Genomic DNA, 14,763 nt, shown 5'->3' with positions numbered 1-14,763 from the left:
GTGGACGCTGCGCGTGGACGCGGAGGCGCTGGCGCACGCCTCGCGCCGCACCGCCCCGGTCGCCGCCGAGGCCGCGGAGAAGGCCCGCCGCCATACCAGTGCCCACGCCATGGAGAAGCTCACCGTGAAGCGCGACGGGAGGCGCCACCTCGCCTTCCAGCCTCCGCTGCTCTTCCCCCTCTCGGCGGTGAAGATGGGCATCTCCACGTCCGAGCTCGACCGCCGGGTGAAGCGGCTGGCGACGGGGTACCTGAAGTCGGTGGATGGCGCGGTGCGGGACCTGTGCCGGCGCTACGAGCAGGTGGAGTGGGGCTTCAAGGTGGTGGGCGTGGGGAGCGTGGGGCTGCAGGCCTACGTGGTGCTGTGCCAGGGCAATGGCAGTGGGGATCCACTGGTGCTCCAGGTGAAGGAGGCCCAGGCCTCGGTGCTCGAGCCCTCCCTCGGACCCAGTGGCGCCCGGAGCGCGGGCGAGCGCGTGGTGGTGGGCCAGCGGCGGATGCAGGCCTTCTCGGACCTGTTCCTCGGGTGGACGGAGGTGGAGGGGATGGGCTCCTTCTACGTCCGGCAGTTGCGCGACATGAAGGGCTCGCTGGACGTGGAGAAGATGACCGCGGGGGGGTTCCTGGACTACGCGGAGGACTGCGGCGCCACGCTGGCCCGGGCCCACGCACGCACCGGGGACGCCGCGGCCATCACGGGCTACCTCGGGAGCGGCGCGTGCTTCGACGAGGCCCTCACCGAGTTCGCCGACACCTACGCCGACCAGGTGGATGAGGACTACGCGCGCTTCCTCGAGGCCCAGGCCCGTGAGGCGGGCCAGGGCTCCGTCCACTGACTCAGCGCAGCTTGCGCCGCAGGTGGTTGAGCAGGTCGATGCGGGTGATGAGGCCGATGAACTCCTCACCGTCCATGACGATGGGCACGAAGCCCTTGTCGAGCAGCGAGAGCAGCTCGGGCACGGGGGTGCGCACATCCACCGTCTGAAGCCGGGTGGACATGACGTCGCGCACCGGCAGGCGCAGGCGCGTCTCGTCGTTGACGGCCGCGAGCAGCAGGTCGGATTCGTCGATCATCCCCACCACCTTGCCCCCCTCGAGCACCGGGAGCTGGGAGACGTCGTAGAGCCGCATCCGCCCATAGGCGATGAGCATCGTGTCCGTGGGCGCCAGGGTGACGACGGCCCGGTCCGCGTAGCGGCGGGTGATGACGTCACGCAGGTCGCCATGGGCGGCGCGAGGCAGGAAGCCCTGGTCCGCCATCCAGAAGTCATTGAACATCTTGGACAGGTACTTGTTGCCGCTGTCGCAGACGAAGGTGCACACGCGCTTGGGGGTAGTCTGCTCACGGCAGTAGCGCAGCGCGGCGGCGATGAGCGTGCCGGAGGACGAGCCCGCGAGGATGCCGGCCTTGCGCAGCAGCAGGCGCGCCGTCTCGAGGCTCTCGGCGTCGGAGATGGAGTAGGCCTTCTTCACCCGGGACAGGTCCGCGTTGGGGGGGAGGAAGTCCTCGCCGATGCCCTCGACGACCCAGGAGCCGGCCTTGCCCATGACGCCCGTCTTCACGTAGTCGGCGAGCACGGAGCCCGCGGGGTCGGCGAGCACCATCTCGCACTGGGGCAGGGCCTTGGCGAAGTAGCGCGAGAGGCCCCCCAGGGTGCCGCCGGAGCCGACGCCGCACACCATGGCGTCGAGGCGGTTGTCGAGCTGGGCGACGATCTCCGGGCCGGTGGTGGTCTCGTGGGCCAGGGGGTTGGCGGGGTTGGCGAACTGGTTGACGTAGAAGCCGCCCAGCTCCCCGGCGATGCGCTCGGCCATGTCCTGGTAGTACTCGGGGTGGCCCTTCTCCACGTCCGAGCGCGTCATGAGGATCTCCGCCCCGAGCGCCTTGAGGTGGAGGACCTTCTCCTGGCTCATCTTGTCGGGGATGACGAGCGTGAGCCGGTAGCCCTTCTGTGAGGCGACGAGGGCGAGGCCCAGGCCCGTGTTGCCGGCGGTGGCCTCGACGAGGTGCTTCTGGTGGGGCCCGAGCTGGCCCGCCTTCTCCGCGGCGGAGATCATCGACAGGCCGATGCGGTCCTTGATGGAGCCGCCGGGGTTGTGGCTCTCCAGCTTGAGGAAGAGCTCACACGGGCCGGTGTCGAGCTGGGTCACCTGCACCATGGGGGTGTTGCCAATGAGGCCGATGAGATCGATGGGAGCCGGAGCGGAGCGCATGGGCCGCGCACAGTACACGATTCCCAAATGCTTGACGCCGCGAGACGGGGGCGCTCGGATGCGCGCCCATGACCGAGCTGCTCACTCGCGCCGAAGCCTCGAAGTACACCGAAACCTCGCGTCACGCCGACGTGCTCGCCTTCGTCGACGAGCTGTGCCGCCGCACGAAGCTCGCCCGGCGCGTGGACTTCGGAACCAGTGGTGAGGGCCAGCCCATGGTGGCCCTCATCGTGAGCGGCCGCGGCTGCTTCACGCCCGAGCTGGCGCGCAAGCAGAAGAAGGTCATCGTGATGGTGGAGGCCAACATCCACGCCGGTGAGGTCGAGGGCAAGGAGTCCGTGCTCGCGCTCGCCCGGGATTTGACGCTCACCAAGCTCGGCAAGACGCTGCTCGACAAGCTGTGCCTCGTGCTGGTTCCCAACTTCAACCCCGACGGCAACGACCGCATCAGCCCCAACAACCGCAAGCTGGACCTCAAGAACCTCGAGGGGCAGGTGAACCCTCCGGGCGGCGTGGGCACGCGCTACACGGGCGAGGGGTGGAACCTCAACCGCGACAACATGAAGCAGGAGGCGCCCGAGACGCGCTGCCTCGCCAGGCTGTACCAGACGTGGTGGCCGCACCTCTTCATCGACTGTCACACCACGGACGGCAGCATCCACGCCTTCGACCTCACCTACGACACGTCCCACTCCAACGAGCCGCTCTTCTCCGAGCTGCGCGCCTTCAACCGCGAGATGCTCGAGCGGGTGGCCAAGGCGGTGAAGAAGCGCCACGACTTCGAGAGCTTCTGGTACGGCAACTACAAGGTGGAGAGCGACCCCCGCTCGGGCTGGCACACCTACCCGGCGCTCCCGCGCTTCGGCAGCCACTACCGCGGGTTGCTCGGGCGGATGGACGTGCTGCTCGAGACCTACAGCTACCTGGACTACGAGCGCCGCTGCGAGGTGATGCGGGCCTGGCTGCTGGAGCTGTTCCGCGACGCGGCGAAGAACGCCAAGGCCTACCGCGCCGCCACCGAGGCCGAGGAGGCGCGCATCGTCGCGCGCGGCGAGGCGCCGGATGTGCAGGCGCTCGTGGGCATCAACTACGGGGTGGCCACGCGCGATGACAAGGGCGCGCTCGTGTTCGAGTACCCCGCCTACGCGAAGCCCGGGGACACCGCGCACCTCCTGTCCTTCGACGAGGCGAGCATCGCCGAGCGGCGCTACCCGGGAAAGCGTCGGCGCGCCTACGACGCCCCGCACCACCGGACCTTCGTGCCCACGCAGGCGGTGAGCACGCCGGTGGGGTACCTCGTGCCGGCGGAGCTCGGCTCGCGCCTGGAGGGGCACGGCGTCCGCTTCGAGCGCATCGTCGCGCCCCAGAAGTTCACGGTCGACAGCTACCGGGTGGCCCGGCGCGAGGAGACCTTCAGTCCGGACGTGGCCGCGAACGTGCCGGCGCCCGGTGAGGCCGAGGTGCCCCTCAGCCAGAAGCCCAAGCCCGTGCGCTTCGAGACGGTGCTCACCGTGGCCCCCGAGCGCTCCACGCGCGAGTTCCCCGCGGGCACCCTGTACGTCCCCACGGCGCAGCGCGCGGGCACCCTGGCCGTGTACCTGCTCGAGCCGCACTCCGACGACGGCTTCTGCCGCTGGCAGTTCCTCGATGGAAGCATCACGGTGGGCGAGCTCTACCCGGTCCACCGCGTGGTGGGTGAGACCCGCGCGCCGAAGAAGGCCGAGTGAGGGCCTCGGGGCCTCTCCTCAGGGAGAGGCCACCTTCCGGAGCCACTCGGTCGCGGAGGCGATGTCGTTGAACAGCACGGCCGGGCTCGAGGGGGCGCGCTCGAGGGTCGTCTCGGCGGAGATCTGGCTGAGCCGCGAGGGCGATTGCACCCACGCGAAGTGGCGGAGCCCGGCCTCCTGCATCCGGGGGAACCAGTGGGTCGCCACCCAATAGGCGGCGCCCACCCAGATGCCCGACACGTGCGTGTTGTCGTTCAGCACCTTCGACAGCCGCAAGGCCTTGAGATGGCGGAGCATCTCCTCACAGCCGGACTTCACCATGTCCACGGACTGGTAGCCCTTCCAGTCCGCGTAGAGCCATCCGTCCGGCTCCTCGTGGTGGATGTCGAGGTTCTCGCTGGTGTACAGCAGCCGTCGACTCAATCGCCTCCTCCCATGAGGATGGAGGGGACTCTAGGCGGGCCCCACACCGACGACAGTTCAGCCACGGGCCGGGAGCTCGCTTCCGTCACCTGTTGAGCGCATGAGCGCGAGAAGCGCACTCGGAGTGAAGACATCCGTTCACCAGGTGGCCTCTCGCGCCCGGAGATGCCCGAAAAATCGGCCTCAGAGCGTGGGCTGGCCCAGCACATTGCCGCAGGAGGCGCTGGAGCCGCAGGTGGTGCCGGCGTTGAGGTACCAGGCCGTCTTGCGTGTGCCGTACTGGCGGTTGTCCATGTGCACATGCGGGGTGGTGGCGCTGCCGGTGCCTCCCACTCGACCCAGCAGGCAGCGGTCACACGTCTTGGTGGTGGAGTTGGCGTCGGTGTTGATGTGGAGCAGGCGGAAGTCCCAGCCGTTGGCACCCGTCACGACGAAGTAGTTGCCCGCGCCCCCGTTGCAGGTGTCGCCGTTGCACGTATTCACGCAACCGCCGTAGAGCTTGTAGGTGTAGACCCCGACGAGCGGAGCGTAGAGGGGATCGCCACACGCCACGCCGCCCACGTCGAGTGCGTTGTGGCTGCCCCCCGTGCATGACACGTACGTCGTTGAAATCACCTTCGCCGCGGGGTTGCAGACGGGCCCCACCACCGTGGCCGCGAAGGCCGACGTGGACCCGCACACCACCAGCACCGCGGCGGCCTGAAGCATCTTCCTCATGGACATGGTTCCTCCTGGGTCGAGCACCCCATCATGCACTCCCCGATGTATGAGGAAAACGAGAAAGAACAGGGGCGTGCTCCCAGCGCTCACGGCGCGGGGGGGGTCCCGAGCAACCGGCCCACTTCCGCCAGGAGCCGGTCGATGGAGTAGGGCTTGCGCAGGAAGGCCGTGGGCTTGCAGTCCGGGGGAATGCTGGAGCGGGGCATGGCACTCATCATGAGCACCGGGATGTTCCGGTACGCGGGGTCGCCCTGGAGGGTGAGCAGCAGCTCGCGCCCATCCATCACCGGCATCATGTAGTCGAGCAGGACGAGGTCCGGTCGTTTCTCGGCGATGCGCGCGAGGGCTTCCTTCCCGTTGTTGGCCACGAGGACGAGAAAGCCTTCCTCACTGAGCAGCTCGTTGAGGGCATCGGTGATGCCGACCTCGTCGTCGACCACCAGGAGGGTCTTCACGGCTAACGGCTCCGCTTCCTGAGCAGGCCCTTGCGCTTGGGCCGGGACCCGCTGGCCGCCTTCGCATCGCCGGTGAGGATGGACTCGGCACTCTCGAAGGTGTCGGCCAGCTCGATGCCTCGGGAGGTGATGCGGTACTCGCGCAGGGTGGAGTCGTAGTCGCTGTCGCGCACCTTGACCACGGACAGCATCCGGTAGACCCGCGAGCGCAGCTCCACGAAGCGCAGGAAGAAGATGTTCTCGACGAGGCTCGAGATGCCGCTGATGGGCAGCCGCACGTCGGCGGAGAACATCTCCTGCAGCTCGCTGGTGTAGATGGTGGTGACGCCCAGCACCCGCAGCTCGTTGGTGAGCGCGGCGAGGAAATGGCTGATGCGCTCGGGATGGGCCGCCGACTGCTGGAAGCCGTCCACCCCGTCGATGAAGAGCCGCTTCACGCCCCGCTCGTGCACCGCCGCGAGCAGCTTGTTGCCGAGCCCATCGAGGATGCGCTCGGTGGGCGGGTGCCAGAGGATGTCGAGCACGCCCTGCTTCTGTTTTTTCTCGAGGTTGAGCCCCAGCGCGCGCGCCTTGAGGAGGATGCGCGGCGGCGTCTCGTAGAAGCCGAAGAGGAGACCCGGCTCGTCCTTGCTCGACTCGTCGAGGAACTGCAGCCCGAACGTCGTCTTGCCCGCCCCGGTGGGGCCAAAGAGGACGGAGGTGGAGGCGCACGGAAGGCCCCCGTGGAGCATCCGGTCCAACTGGGCGATTCCCGTCGAGGCGCGCTCCGTCTTGCAGGGGTCCTCGCGCGACGGCTCCTGCAGGAGCGCCTCCAGGCGCGGGAGCACCACGATGCCGTCGCGGGTGATTTGAAAGGCGTGGCCGCCCCGCAGGTAGCTGCTGCCCCGGAACTTTTTCACCTCCAGCTCGCGCTCGGCGCGCCGACCCAGCCGGTTGTCGGCGAGCTCGAGCACGCCGTCCACCATGGTGTGCTCGGGCCCCACCGGCTCCGTGTTCGCGCTGGTGAGCAGCAGGATGGTGCAGCCGGCGAAGTTGGCGTGGATCTGCAGCTCGTGGATGAACTTCTTGAAGTCCCGCTTCGTCTGGGCGCTCTCCTCCACCGTCACGAGGCCGTCCACCACGAGCAGGGTGCTCTTGCGCGCCCGCACCTCGCGCCGGAGCACCTCCACCAGCGCCTTGAGGCCCCCCTCCTCGAGCGTCGAGAAGGCGCTCAGGTAGGTGATCTGCTCGGGGAAGCGTGAGGCATCGAAGAAGGAGAGCGGCGCGAGGTTGAACATCAAGCGCTCGTGCGTCTCCGCCAGCAGGGTGGCGTAGAGGACGCGGCCCCCGCGGGCGGCGTGATGGAAGCACACCTGGTTGGCGAGGATGGTCTTCCCCGCGCCCGGGCGGCCCTGGATCATGTACACGCCCCACTGGAGCAGGCCGCCGTGTAGAACGGTGTCCAGGCCTGGCACCCCGGTGGGTACCCGCTCCTGGGCTCGCTCCGTCGTCGACTCGCTCATGTCGTCCCCCACCGGTTCCGGGCCCTTGGACGGCCGTCTCTTGAGCCAACGCCCCTTGCGTGCCGGTTTATCCATCGCGGGGGAGGTGAGCACGGAACGGGCTCGAGGTACCCATCTTTCGGGGGTGCTGTGTTCGCCCGCTTGCGGCGGCGAACTCCACACCCGTCTCCGTCGGGGTAGTCTGCGCTCCCCTTCATGCCAGACCGCCGAGGACCCGTAGTGACACGACTGAGCCTCCGTTGCCTCGCGCTCGTGCTGACGAGCGCGCTGCCCCTGTCCGCCCACGCGCAGGCCCCCGCCCCCCAGGCCCCCAAGCCGGCGCAGGACGCGGGCACGCCCGAGGAGAAGAAGCCCGAGGAGAAGTGGGACGTGAACGCCCCCGGCTTCCCGGCCACCCAGGTGGAGCTCGACGTCACCGAGGGCACCTGGATGAGCGTGGACGTGAGCCCCCGGGGGGATGAGCTCGTCTTCGACCTGCTGGGCGACATCTACGCCCTGCCCCTCACCGGCGGCGAGGCCCGGGCGCTCACCAGCGGCGTCGCCTGGGACATGCAGCCGCGCTACAGCCCGGACGGCAAGTCCATCGCCTTCACCAGCGACCGGGGCGGCGGGGACAACCTCTGGGTGATGAAGCGCGACGGCGGCGAGCCCACCGGGGTGACGCAGGAGAAGTTCCGCCTGCTCAACAGCCCCGCCTGGTCCCCGGATGGGCAGTTCCTCGTGGCGCGCAAGCACTTCACCTCGCGGCGCTCGCTCGGCGCGGGGGAGATCTGGATGTACCACCGCTCGGGCGGTGAGGGCGTGCAGCTCACCGAGCGCCCCAATGACCAGAAGGACGTGGGCGAGCCCGCGTTCTCTCCCGACGGCCGGTATGTCTATTACAGCCAGGACGTCACGCCCGGGAAGACGTTCGAGTACAACAAGGACCCGAACGGCGAAATCTATGTCATCCAGCGGCTGGACCTGGACACGCGGGAGACGGAGCGCTTCGTGGCGGGACCGGGCGGCTCCATCCGTCCGACGCCGTCTCCGGATGGGAAATCGCTGGCCTTCATCCGCCGGGTGCGCGGCAAGAGCATGCTGTACGTGGCGGACGTGGTGAGCGGCTCGGAGCGCCCCGTGTACGACGGGCTCGAGCGGGACATGCAGGAGACGTGGGCCATCCACGGCGTGTACCCGAGCATCGCCTGGACGCCGGACAACAAGTCCCTGGTGTTCTGGGCGGGCGGCAAGCTGCAGCGCGTGGACGTGGCGACGAAGAAGGTGACGCCCATTCCCTTCCGCGTGCGCGGCACCCGCGCGCTTCACGAGGCGGTGCGCTTCCCCCAGGCCGTGGCGCCCGAGAAGTTCCAGGTGAAGATGCTGCGCTGGGTGCAGGTGTCTCCGCAGGGGGACAAGGCCGTGTACCAGGCACTGGGCCACCTGTACGTGCGCGACCTGCCGAATGGCTCGCCCCGGCGGCTGACGAAGCAGACGGAGCACTCGGAGCTGTATCCGTCGTTCTCCCGGGACGGCAAGAGCCTCGTCTATACGACGTGGGATGACGAGAAGCTCGGCGCCATCCGCGTGGTGCCGGTGACGGGCGGCGAGGGCCGGGTGGTGAGCACGAAGCCGGGGCACTACGTGGAGCCGGCCTTCTCTCCGGACGGCAAGGCCATCGTGTACCGCGCCATTGGCGGCGGCTACCTGCGCAGCGGGCTCTACAGCCACGAGCAGGGGCTGTTCGTCATTCCGACGGCGGGCGGACCGGCGCGCCGGCTGGTGAAGGACGGCGAGCAGCCGCACTTCGGCGCGAGCTCGGAGCGGGTGTTCTTCCTGACGGTGGAGCAGCGCGAGAAGGATGAGGAGCGGGCGCTGAAGAGCCTCCGGCTGGACGGGAGCGAGCCGCGCACGCACCTGACGAGCGACGAGGCGACGGAGTACCGGGTGTCGCCGGACGAGAAGTGGGTGGCGTTCCGGGAGAACTTCAACGCCTTCCTCATGCCGCTGCCGCGCGGGGCGAAGGGAGTGGTGGCGAGCCCCGAGGGCAAGGCGCTGCCGGTGGCGAAGGTGTCGCGCGACGCGGGCGAGTGGCTGCACTGGTCCGGGGACAGCAAGCGGCTGCACTGGGCGCTGGGGCCCGAGCTGTACACGCGCGAGCTGAAGGACAGCTTCCGCTTCCAGGAGGGCGCGCCGGAGAAGCTGCCCGAGGCGCCGGAGAAGGGGCTGGACATCGGCTTCACGGCGAAGACGGACGCGCCGGAGGGCACGGTCGCGCTGGTGGGCGGCCGCGTCATCACCATGAAGGGGGACGAGGTCCTCGAGGACGGCGTGGTGGTGGTGAAGGGCAGCCGCATCGTGGCGGTGGGCCCGAGGGCGAAGGTGGCGGTGCCGGCGGGGGCGAAGGTGGTGGATGTGAGCGGCAAGACGCTCATGCCGGGCATCGTGGACGTGCACTGGCACGGGGCGATGGGGGACGAGGGCGTCCTCCCGGAGCAGAACTGGAAGCTGCTCTCCTCGCTGGCGTTCGGCGTGACGACGGTGCACGACCCGTCCAACGACACGGGCAGCATCTTCGCCACGAGCGAGCTGGTGAAGTCGGGTGGCATGTTGGGGCCTCGCGTCTTCTCCACGGGCACCATCCTGTACGGCGCGGCGGGGGCGTTCCGCGCGCCCATCGAGACGCTCGACGATGCGCGCTCGCACCTGCGGCGGATGAAGGCGGTGGGGGCCTTCAGCGTGAAGAGCTACAACCAGCCGCGGCGCGACCAGCGGCAGAAGGTGCTCCAGGCCGCGCGCGAGCTACAGATGATGGTGGTGCCAGAGGGCGGCTCGCTCTTCCAGCACAACATGACGATGGTGGTGGACGGGCACACCGGCATCGAGCACTCGATTCCGGTGCCCCAGGTGTACGCGGACGTGCTGCAGCTCTGGTCGAGGAGCGGCACGGGCTACACCCCGACGCTCATCGTCGCGTACGGCGGCGTGTGGGGGGAGAACTACTGGTACCAGAAGACGAACGTGTGGGACGACAAGCGGCTGCTCGCGTTCGTGCCGAGGCGGGTGGTGGATGCACGCAGCCGCCGGCCGACGATGGTGCCCGAGGACGAGTTCAACCACATCCGCATCGCCGAGGTGACGCGGGCGCTCAACGACAAGGGCGTGAGCGTGCAGCTCGGCGCGCACGGCCAGCGCGAGGGCCTGGGCGCGCACTGGGAGCTCCAGATGTTCGGCCAGGGCGGGATGAAGCCGCTGCAGGCGCTCAAGGCCGCGACGCTGTCCGGGGCGCACTACCTCGGGCTGGACGGGGACATCGGCTCGCTGGAGGAGGGCAAGCTGGCGGACCTGCTGGTGCTCGACAAGAACCCCCTGGAGGATCTGCGCAACAGCACGTCCATCAAGTACACGATGGTGGGCGGCCGGCTGTTCGACGCGATGACGCTCAACGAGCTGGGCGGCCGTCAGTTCAAGCGCGAGCCGCTCTTCTTCGAGCGCGAGGGCCAGGAGGTCTGGGGCCCGTCGACGACGGTCAGCACGCACGAGGACTGAGCCGCGTCACACGGAAGAAGGCCGCACGGAGGGAGCGGGGGCCTCGGCGCTTCCCGCTCCCGTTGGCGGGAGGTCAGGCGTTGCCGGGGCGGGCCACGGGGGCGAGCTGGGCGAGCTGCTCCTCCGCCAGCGTGCGCACGTCGCGCTCGAGCGCCTCGAGCTCGGAAGGCAGGCCGAAGCGGTGGGCGTGGGGCGCGTAGCAGGTGGCCCAGCCCTTGCCGCCCTCCAGCAGGAGGCGGACGACGAAGGAGTGGCTCTCGTGGGCCGTCGGGCTCATCGCGAGCTTGGGCTCCCGGGGCTCCACGTTGGGGATGCGGTGCAGGTCCACCAGGGTGGCGAGCCGCTGGTGCAGCAGGTCGAGCCGTGCCCCGTTGTCCGCGTGGGACACCAGGTAGGTGTGGCGCTTCTCGGCTCCCGGGGGGCGGTGCGTGAGCATGAGGCCCTTGCCTCGCGTGGAGGCGAGGCGGAACTCCTCGCGCTCGTCGATGAGCTCGAAGTGCAGCAGCTCCGGGGTCCGCACCTGTTGCTGCACCGGCTGGGGCACCAGCGCCGCGAAGGCCATGGCGCACAGGTCGAGCATCAGCGTGAGCAGCTCGATGGGGAGGCGATCCTTCTCCTCATAGAAGGAGGTCCAGCCCGGCCTGCCGCGCAGCAGGATGCGGAAGTGCAGCGAGGACGGGGCGCGCAGGGTGTCGGGCTGGAGGGCCTCGGCGGCCCGGTGCGGCGGCAGGTCGAGCACCCCCGAGCGCCGGATGCGCTCCTCGAGGTTGCTCAACACCGTGTGGAGACCCTCGGCCGACGGGTTATTGAGGGGGACGGTGAGGCCGAGGGGCGAGGGCGTGGTGGGCGGGTGGAACACGACGGCCCAGGAGTCGTCCCGGGTGAGGACGAAGTGGAAGCGGTGCGCGTTGTCGACGAGGTGGAGGGCGAGGAGGTCCGGTCCTCCCCGCACCGCGTCGGGCGCGGGGACTCGTAGCGCCACCGCCCGTGCGAGCTCCTGAGGATCCACGTCCGGCAGGTGACGGACCTCCGAGGGCTCTGGCGCGGGGCTCTCAGGGAGCGGGGCGGGGGGCGGGGCCGGGGCGGGGGGCAGGGCCGGGGAAGCGGACCGCCGCCCCGCGAAGTAGGCGACACCGGCGACGAAGACCACGAGCACGATGAGGATGAAGAAAGACACGGTCCTCCCCTGTGAGGGCAGCCAGCATCCGTGTCGTGGCGACTCCACGTCAACACTGCCCGGCCCCGCCGTGAAGCCGTGCTCGCCTGCCCGGTGGGGGCCCTGGCTCGGGTGGATGCCACTTGCCCTGGCAGGCGATGACTTCTCCCCCTTGCATGCACAACCTCGCGAGGCTCGCGTGCCGCGGGCGTGAAGGAGGGGGGCGGCGTGAGGCACGCATGGGGATTCTGGGTCGCCGTGTGTCTGGGAGTCGGCTGCGGCGCGGTGGAGGAGGCGCCCGGGCCCGCCGACACACCGGTCTCCCTCGAGGAGCGGGCGGCTCCGCTCCAGGAGACGTGGGCGGCCCCGGGCGCCACGCGCTGGGTGCGGACGGTGCGGGACTCGGTCACCGGGCTCACCATCGCCGTGGACCGTCGGGACAACGCCTTCGTCTCCGTCTCGTACGAGTCGAGCGAGGTGGACCTCGGCGGGGGCGCGCTGCCGGGCAGGGTGGGCATCGGCCTGGCGAAGTACGCTCCGGATGGCAGGCATCTCTGGTCGCGCGGCTTCCCCATGAGCGGGGACATCGTGCCCTTCGTGCGCTCCATGGCCGCGGACTCGGCCGGCAACCTCTATATCGTCGGCGAGCACTTCGACACGGCGCTGAGCCTCGGAGGCGCGCCGTTGCCGGCGGGGGCCTTCGTGGCGAAGTACGCGCCGGACGGCAGGCACCTCTGGTCGCGCACCTGGGTGCACGCGGGCCTGTCCGTGAATCCCGCCGGGCTGGTGGTGGATGAGCTCTCGGGGCAGGTGGTGCTGGCCGGCAACGTGGACGTGCCAGACGATGCCCCCTCGGGCGCCATCATCGCCCGGATGCGGATGGCCGACGGCGCCGGGAGCTTCGTGCGCGGCCTCGCCTTCTCGGGCCGGCCGGTGGTGGCCGGGCTCGCGCTGGATCCGAGCGGCAACCTCGCCGTGGTGGGCAACTACTCGGGCACGGTGGACCTGGGCGGGGGGCCCTTCAGCACGCCGCTCTTCACCACGCCCTTCGTGGCGCGCTACTCCCCCGAGGTGCGGCACCTGTGGTCGCGCAGCCTGGATGGGGCGGACGGGAGCGCCACGGGTGTGGCGGCCACGGGCACGCGCATCGTCGTGGTGGGGACGTACTCCGGCGCCTTCCGCTTCCGGGGCCGCTCGCAGCCGGCGGACGAGCAGGACGCCTTCCTCGCCACCTACGAGGCGACGGGCGAGGAGCGCTGGGTACACCACTTCGCCTCGAGCGCGGCGGCGGTGGGGGTGGATAACCAGAACCGGGTGGTGGTGGTGGGCCAGTACCGTCCCGGCGACAGCGCGGGGGGCGCGCGGCTGCCCTTCCTCGCGGCGGATGAGTTCGAGAGCAACCACGTCTTCGTGGCGAAGTTCGACCGGAGCAGCGGGGCCCATACGTGGTCGCGCGGGCTCTTCGCGGACCTGGTGCTGCGCGCCCGGGGCTTCGCGCTGACGCGGGGAGGCGAGTCGAGCCTCATCGGCAACTTCGAGTCCCAGGCCGACTTCGGCACGGGACCGGTGACGGCGCGCACGGACTCGGCGGTCATCCTGCGGCTCGGGCCGTAGGCGCACGGGGAGGGGAGCGCATGGGACGGGCGTGGGCGGTCTGGGCCGGGGTGTGGCTGGGGTTGGGGTGTGGCGCGGTGGTGCAGCCACCGGAGCCCGTCGAGTCGCTGGGAGTCCAGACGCGAGCCATGCACGGGGGGCGGGGCGCCACGCGCCACGTGCGCCCGGTGGAGGGCGCGGTGCTCGGGCGGACGGTGGCGGTGGACCGTCAGGGCAATGCCTTCATCTCCCTCACGTATGAGCGGAGCGGGGTGGACCTGGGAGGCGGCGCACTGCCCGGGGAGAGCGGCCTCGCGCTGGCGAAGTACGCGCCGGACGGCAGGCACCTCTGGTCGAAGGCCTTCCCCACCTATATGGACGCCCAGCCCACGGTGTCCGCGATGGCGGTGGACGAGGCGGGCAACCTCTATATCGCCGGGGCGCACCGCGAGCCCACGCTGAGCCTCGGGGGCGAGCCGTTGCCCGCGGGCGGCTTCCTGGCGAAGTACGCGCCGGACGGCACGCATGTGTGGTCGCACGGCGCGGCGCTGCCGGGCGTGGAGCTGCTCCCCCCGAGCGCCCTGGTGGTGGACGAGCGCCGGGGGCAGCTCGTGGCGGCGGTGAACTTCCTCGACCCGGGACGCCCCATCGGCGCCGCGCTCATCTCCCGGGTGCGGGTGGAGGACGGGCGGGTGCTCTCGCTCAAGCCCGTGGTGCGCTGGGGCAGCCTGTCCGTGACGTCGCTGGCGGTGGCGCCGTCCGGCTGCCTCACGGTGGCGGGCTTCTTCGAGGGCGAGGTGGACCTCGGCGGTGGCCCCTTCACCACGACGCGACCGCGCAGCCCGTTCCTCGCCCACTTCACCCCGGAGATGAGTCACCTGTGGTCGCGCGGCCTCTCGGAAGCGGAGGGCAGCGCCACGGGCGTGGCGGTGGAGCCGGGGCGCATCCTCGTGGTGGGCGAGTACTCGGGCGACTTCACCTTCCGGGGGCACGCGCAGCCGGCGGAGGGTCGGGACGCCTTCGTGGCCTCCTATAGTGGTGAGGGCCACGAGCTGTGGGTGCGCCACTTCGGCGAGGCGGCCACGGCGGTGGCGATCGACGCGGAGAACCGGGTGGTGGTGACGGGCCAGTACCGTCCGGGGGACAGCGTGGGCGGCGCGCGGCTCCCCTCGCGCCTGGGCGGCTCGCCGGACAACCACCTCTTCGTGGTGAAGCTCTACCGGGGCTCCGGCGGGCACGAGTGGTCCCGAGGCCTCTTCTCGGACGACGTGCTGCGCGGGGGACGGCTGGCCGTGACGCGCTCGGGCGAGGCGCTGCTCCTCTCGCACGCGGCCGGCTCGGCCGAGGTCGGCACCGGGCCGGTGCGGGTGCCCTCGGGGTCCGCCGTCCTGCTGCGCTTCGGGCGGTAGCCCCGCCCCACCTGGGGTGAGAATGACCCCCACCCCT

The 14,763-nt window shown here is 70.4% G+C and carries 11 protein-coding genes; 5 read left to right on the top strand and 6 right to left on the bottom strand.

Features of this window, described 5'->3' with window-relative positions; genetic code table 11:
• A partial coding sequence (locus tag VF697_RS25490) for a DUF2252 family protein (RefSeq protein ID WP_331099316.1) occupies nucleotides 1–835 on the top strand: 835 nt, incomplete at its 5' end.
• A gap of 1 nt (nucleotide 836) precedes the next feature.
• Here the strand turns inward: VF697_RS25490 and VF697_RS25485 are convergent.
• Nucleotides 837–2,213, bottom strand: a complete 1,377-nt coding sequence (locus VF697_RS25485) for a pyridoxal-phosphate dependent enzyme (RefSeq protein WP_331099315.1) — start codon at nucleotides 2,211–2,213, stop codon at nucleotides 837–839.
• Nucleotides 2,214–2,281: 68 nt separating this feature from the next.
• On the opposite strand from VF697_RS25485, the gene VF697_RS25480 reads away from it, so the two are divergent.
• The gene (locus VF697_RS25480) at nucleotides 2,282–3,940 is read left to right on the top strand and encodes a M14 family metallopeptidase (protein ID WP_331099314.1); all 1,659 of its coding nucleotides are present in this window, start codon (nucleotides 2,282–2,284) and stop codon (nucleotides 3,938–3,940) included.
• Between the two features lie 18 nt (nucleotides 3,941–3,958).
• Here VF697_RS25480 and VF697_RS25475 read toward each other — a convergent pair whose 3' ends face one another.
• The 4 genes from VF697_RS25475 to VF697_RS25460 form a co-directional block, all read right to left on the bottom strand.
• The gene (locus tag VF697_RS25475) at nucleotides 3,959–4,363 is read right to left on the bottom strand and encodes a hypothetical protein (RefSeq protein ID WP_331099313.1); all 405 of its coding nucleotides are present in this window, start codon (nucleotides 4,361–4,363) and stop codon (nucleotides 3,959–3,961) included.
• A gap of 183 nt (nucleotides 4,364–4,546) precedes the next feature.
• Nucleotides 4,547–5,080: a peptidase M23 gene (locus VF697_RS25470; protein ID WP_331099312.1), complete on the bottom strand. Its 534-nt coding sequence runs from the start codon at nucleotides 5,078–5,080 to the stop codon at nucleotides 4,547–4,549.
• 89 nt (nucleotides 5,081–5,169) lie between these two features.
• Nucleotides 5,170–5,538 carry a response regulator gene (locus VF697_RS25465; protein WP_331099311.1) on the bottom strand — a complete coding sequence of 123 codons (369 nt, stop codon included), beginning with the start codon at nucleotides 5,536–5,538 and terminating at the stop codon, nucleotides 5,170–5,172.
• A gap of 2 nt (nucleotides 5,539–5,540) precedes the next feature.
• On the bottom strand, nucleotides 5,541–7,040 hold the full coding sequence (locus VF697_RS25460; RefSeq protein WP_331099310.1) for an ATPase domain-containing protein: 1,500 nt from the start codon (nucleotides 7,038–7,040) through the stop codon (nucleotides 5,541–5,543).
• Nucleotides 7,041–7,259: 219 nt separating this feature from the next.
• On the opposite strand from VF697_RS25460, the gene VF697_RS25455 reads away from it, so the two are divergent.
• Complete coding sequence (locus VF697_RS25455; RefSeq protein WP_331099309.1) at nucleotides 7,260–10,568, top strand: amidohydrolase family protein; 3,309 nt, start codon at nucleotides 7,260–7,262, stop codon at nucleotides 10,566–10,568.
• Nucleotides 10,569–10,641: 73 nt separating this feature from the next.
• Here the strand turns inward: VF697_RS25455 and VF697_RS25450 are convergent, their stop codons facing one another.
• On the bottom strand, nucleotides 10,642–11,745 hold the full coding sequence (locus VF697_RS25450) for a hypothetical protein (protein ID WP_331099308.1): 1,104 nt from the start codon (nucleotides 11,743–11,745) through the stop codon (nucleotides 10,642–10,644).
• Nucleotides 11,746–11,952: 207 nt separating this feature from the next.
• Here VF697_RS25450 and VF697_RS25445 point away from each other — a divergent pair, with 207 nt between their 5' ends.
• Together VF697_RS25445 and VF697_RS25440 are read left to right on the top strand one after the other, a co-directional pair.
• Nucleotides 11,953–13,338, top strand: coding sequence for a hypothetical protein (locus tag VF697_RS25445; protein ID WP_331099307.1), 1,386 nt, complete (start codon nucleotides 11,953–11,955; stop codon nucleotides 13,336–13,338).
• Between the two features lie 20 nt (nucleotides 13,339–13,358).
• A complete protein-coding gene (locus VF697_RS25440; RefSeq protein WP_331099306.1) occupies nucleotides 13,359–14,726 on the top strand; it encodes a hypothetical protein in 1,368 nt (455 codons plus the stop codon).
• The last annotated feature ends 37 nt before the right edge of the window (nucleotides 14,727–14,763 follow it).

Origin of the sequence: Archangium sp., from assembly GCF_036388035.1 — a bacterium.
Lineage (GTDB): Bacteria > Myxococcota > Myxococcia > Myxococcales > Myxococcaceae > Archangium.
The sequence above is the reverse complement of the archived record's forward strand: the minus strand, read 5'-3'. Positions and strand labels throughout refer to the sequence as shown.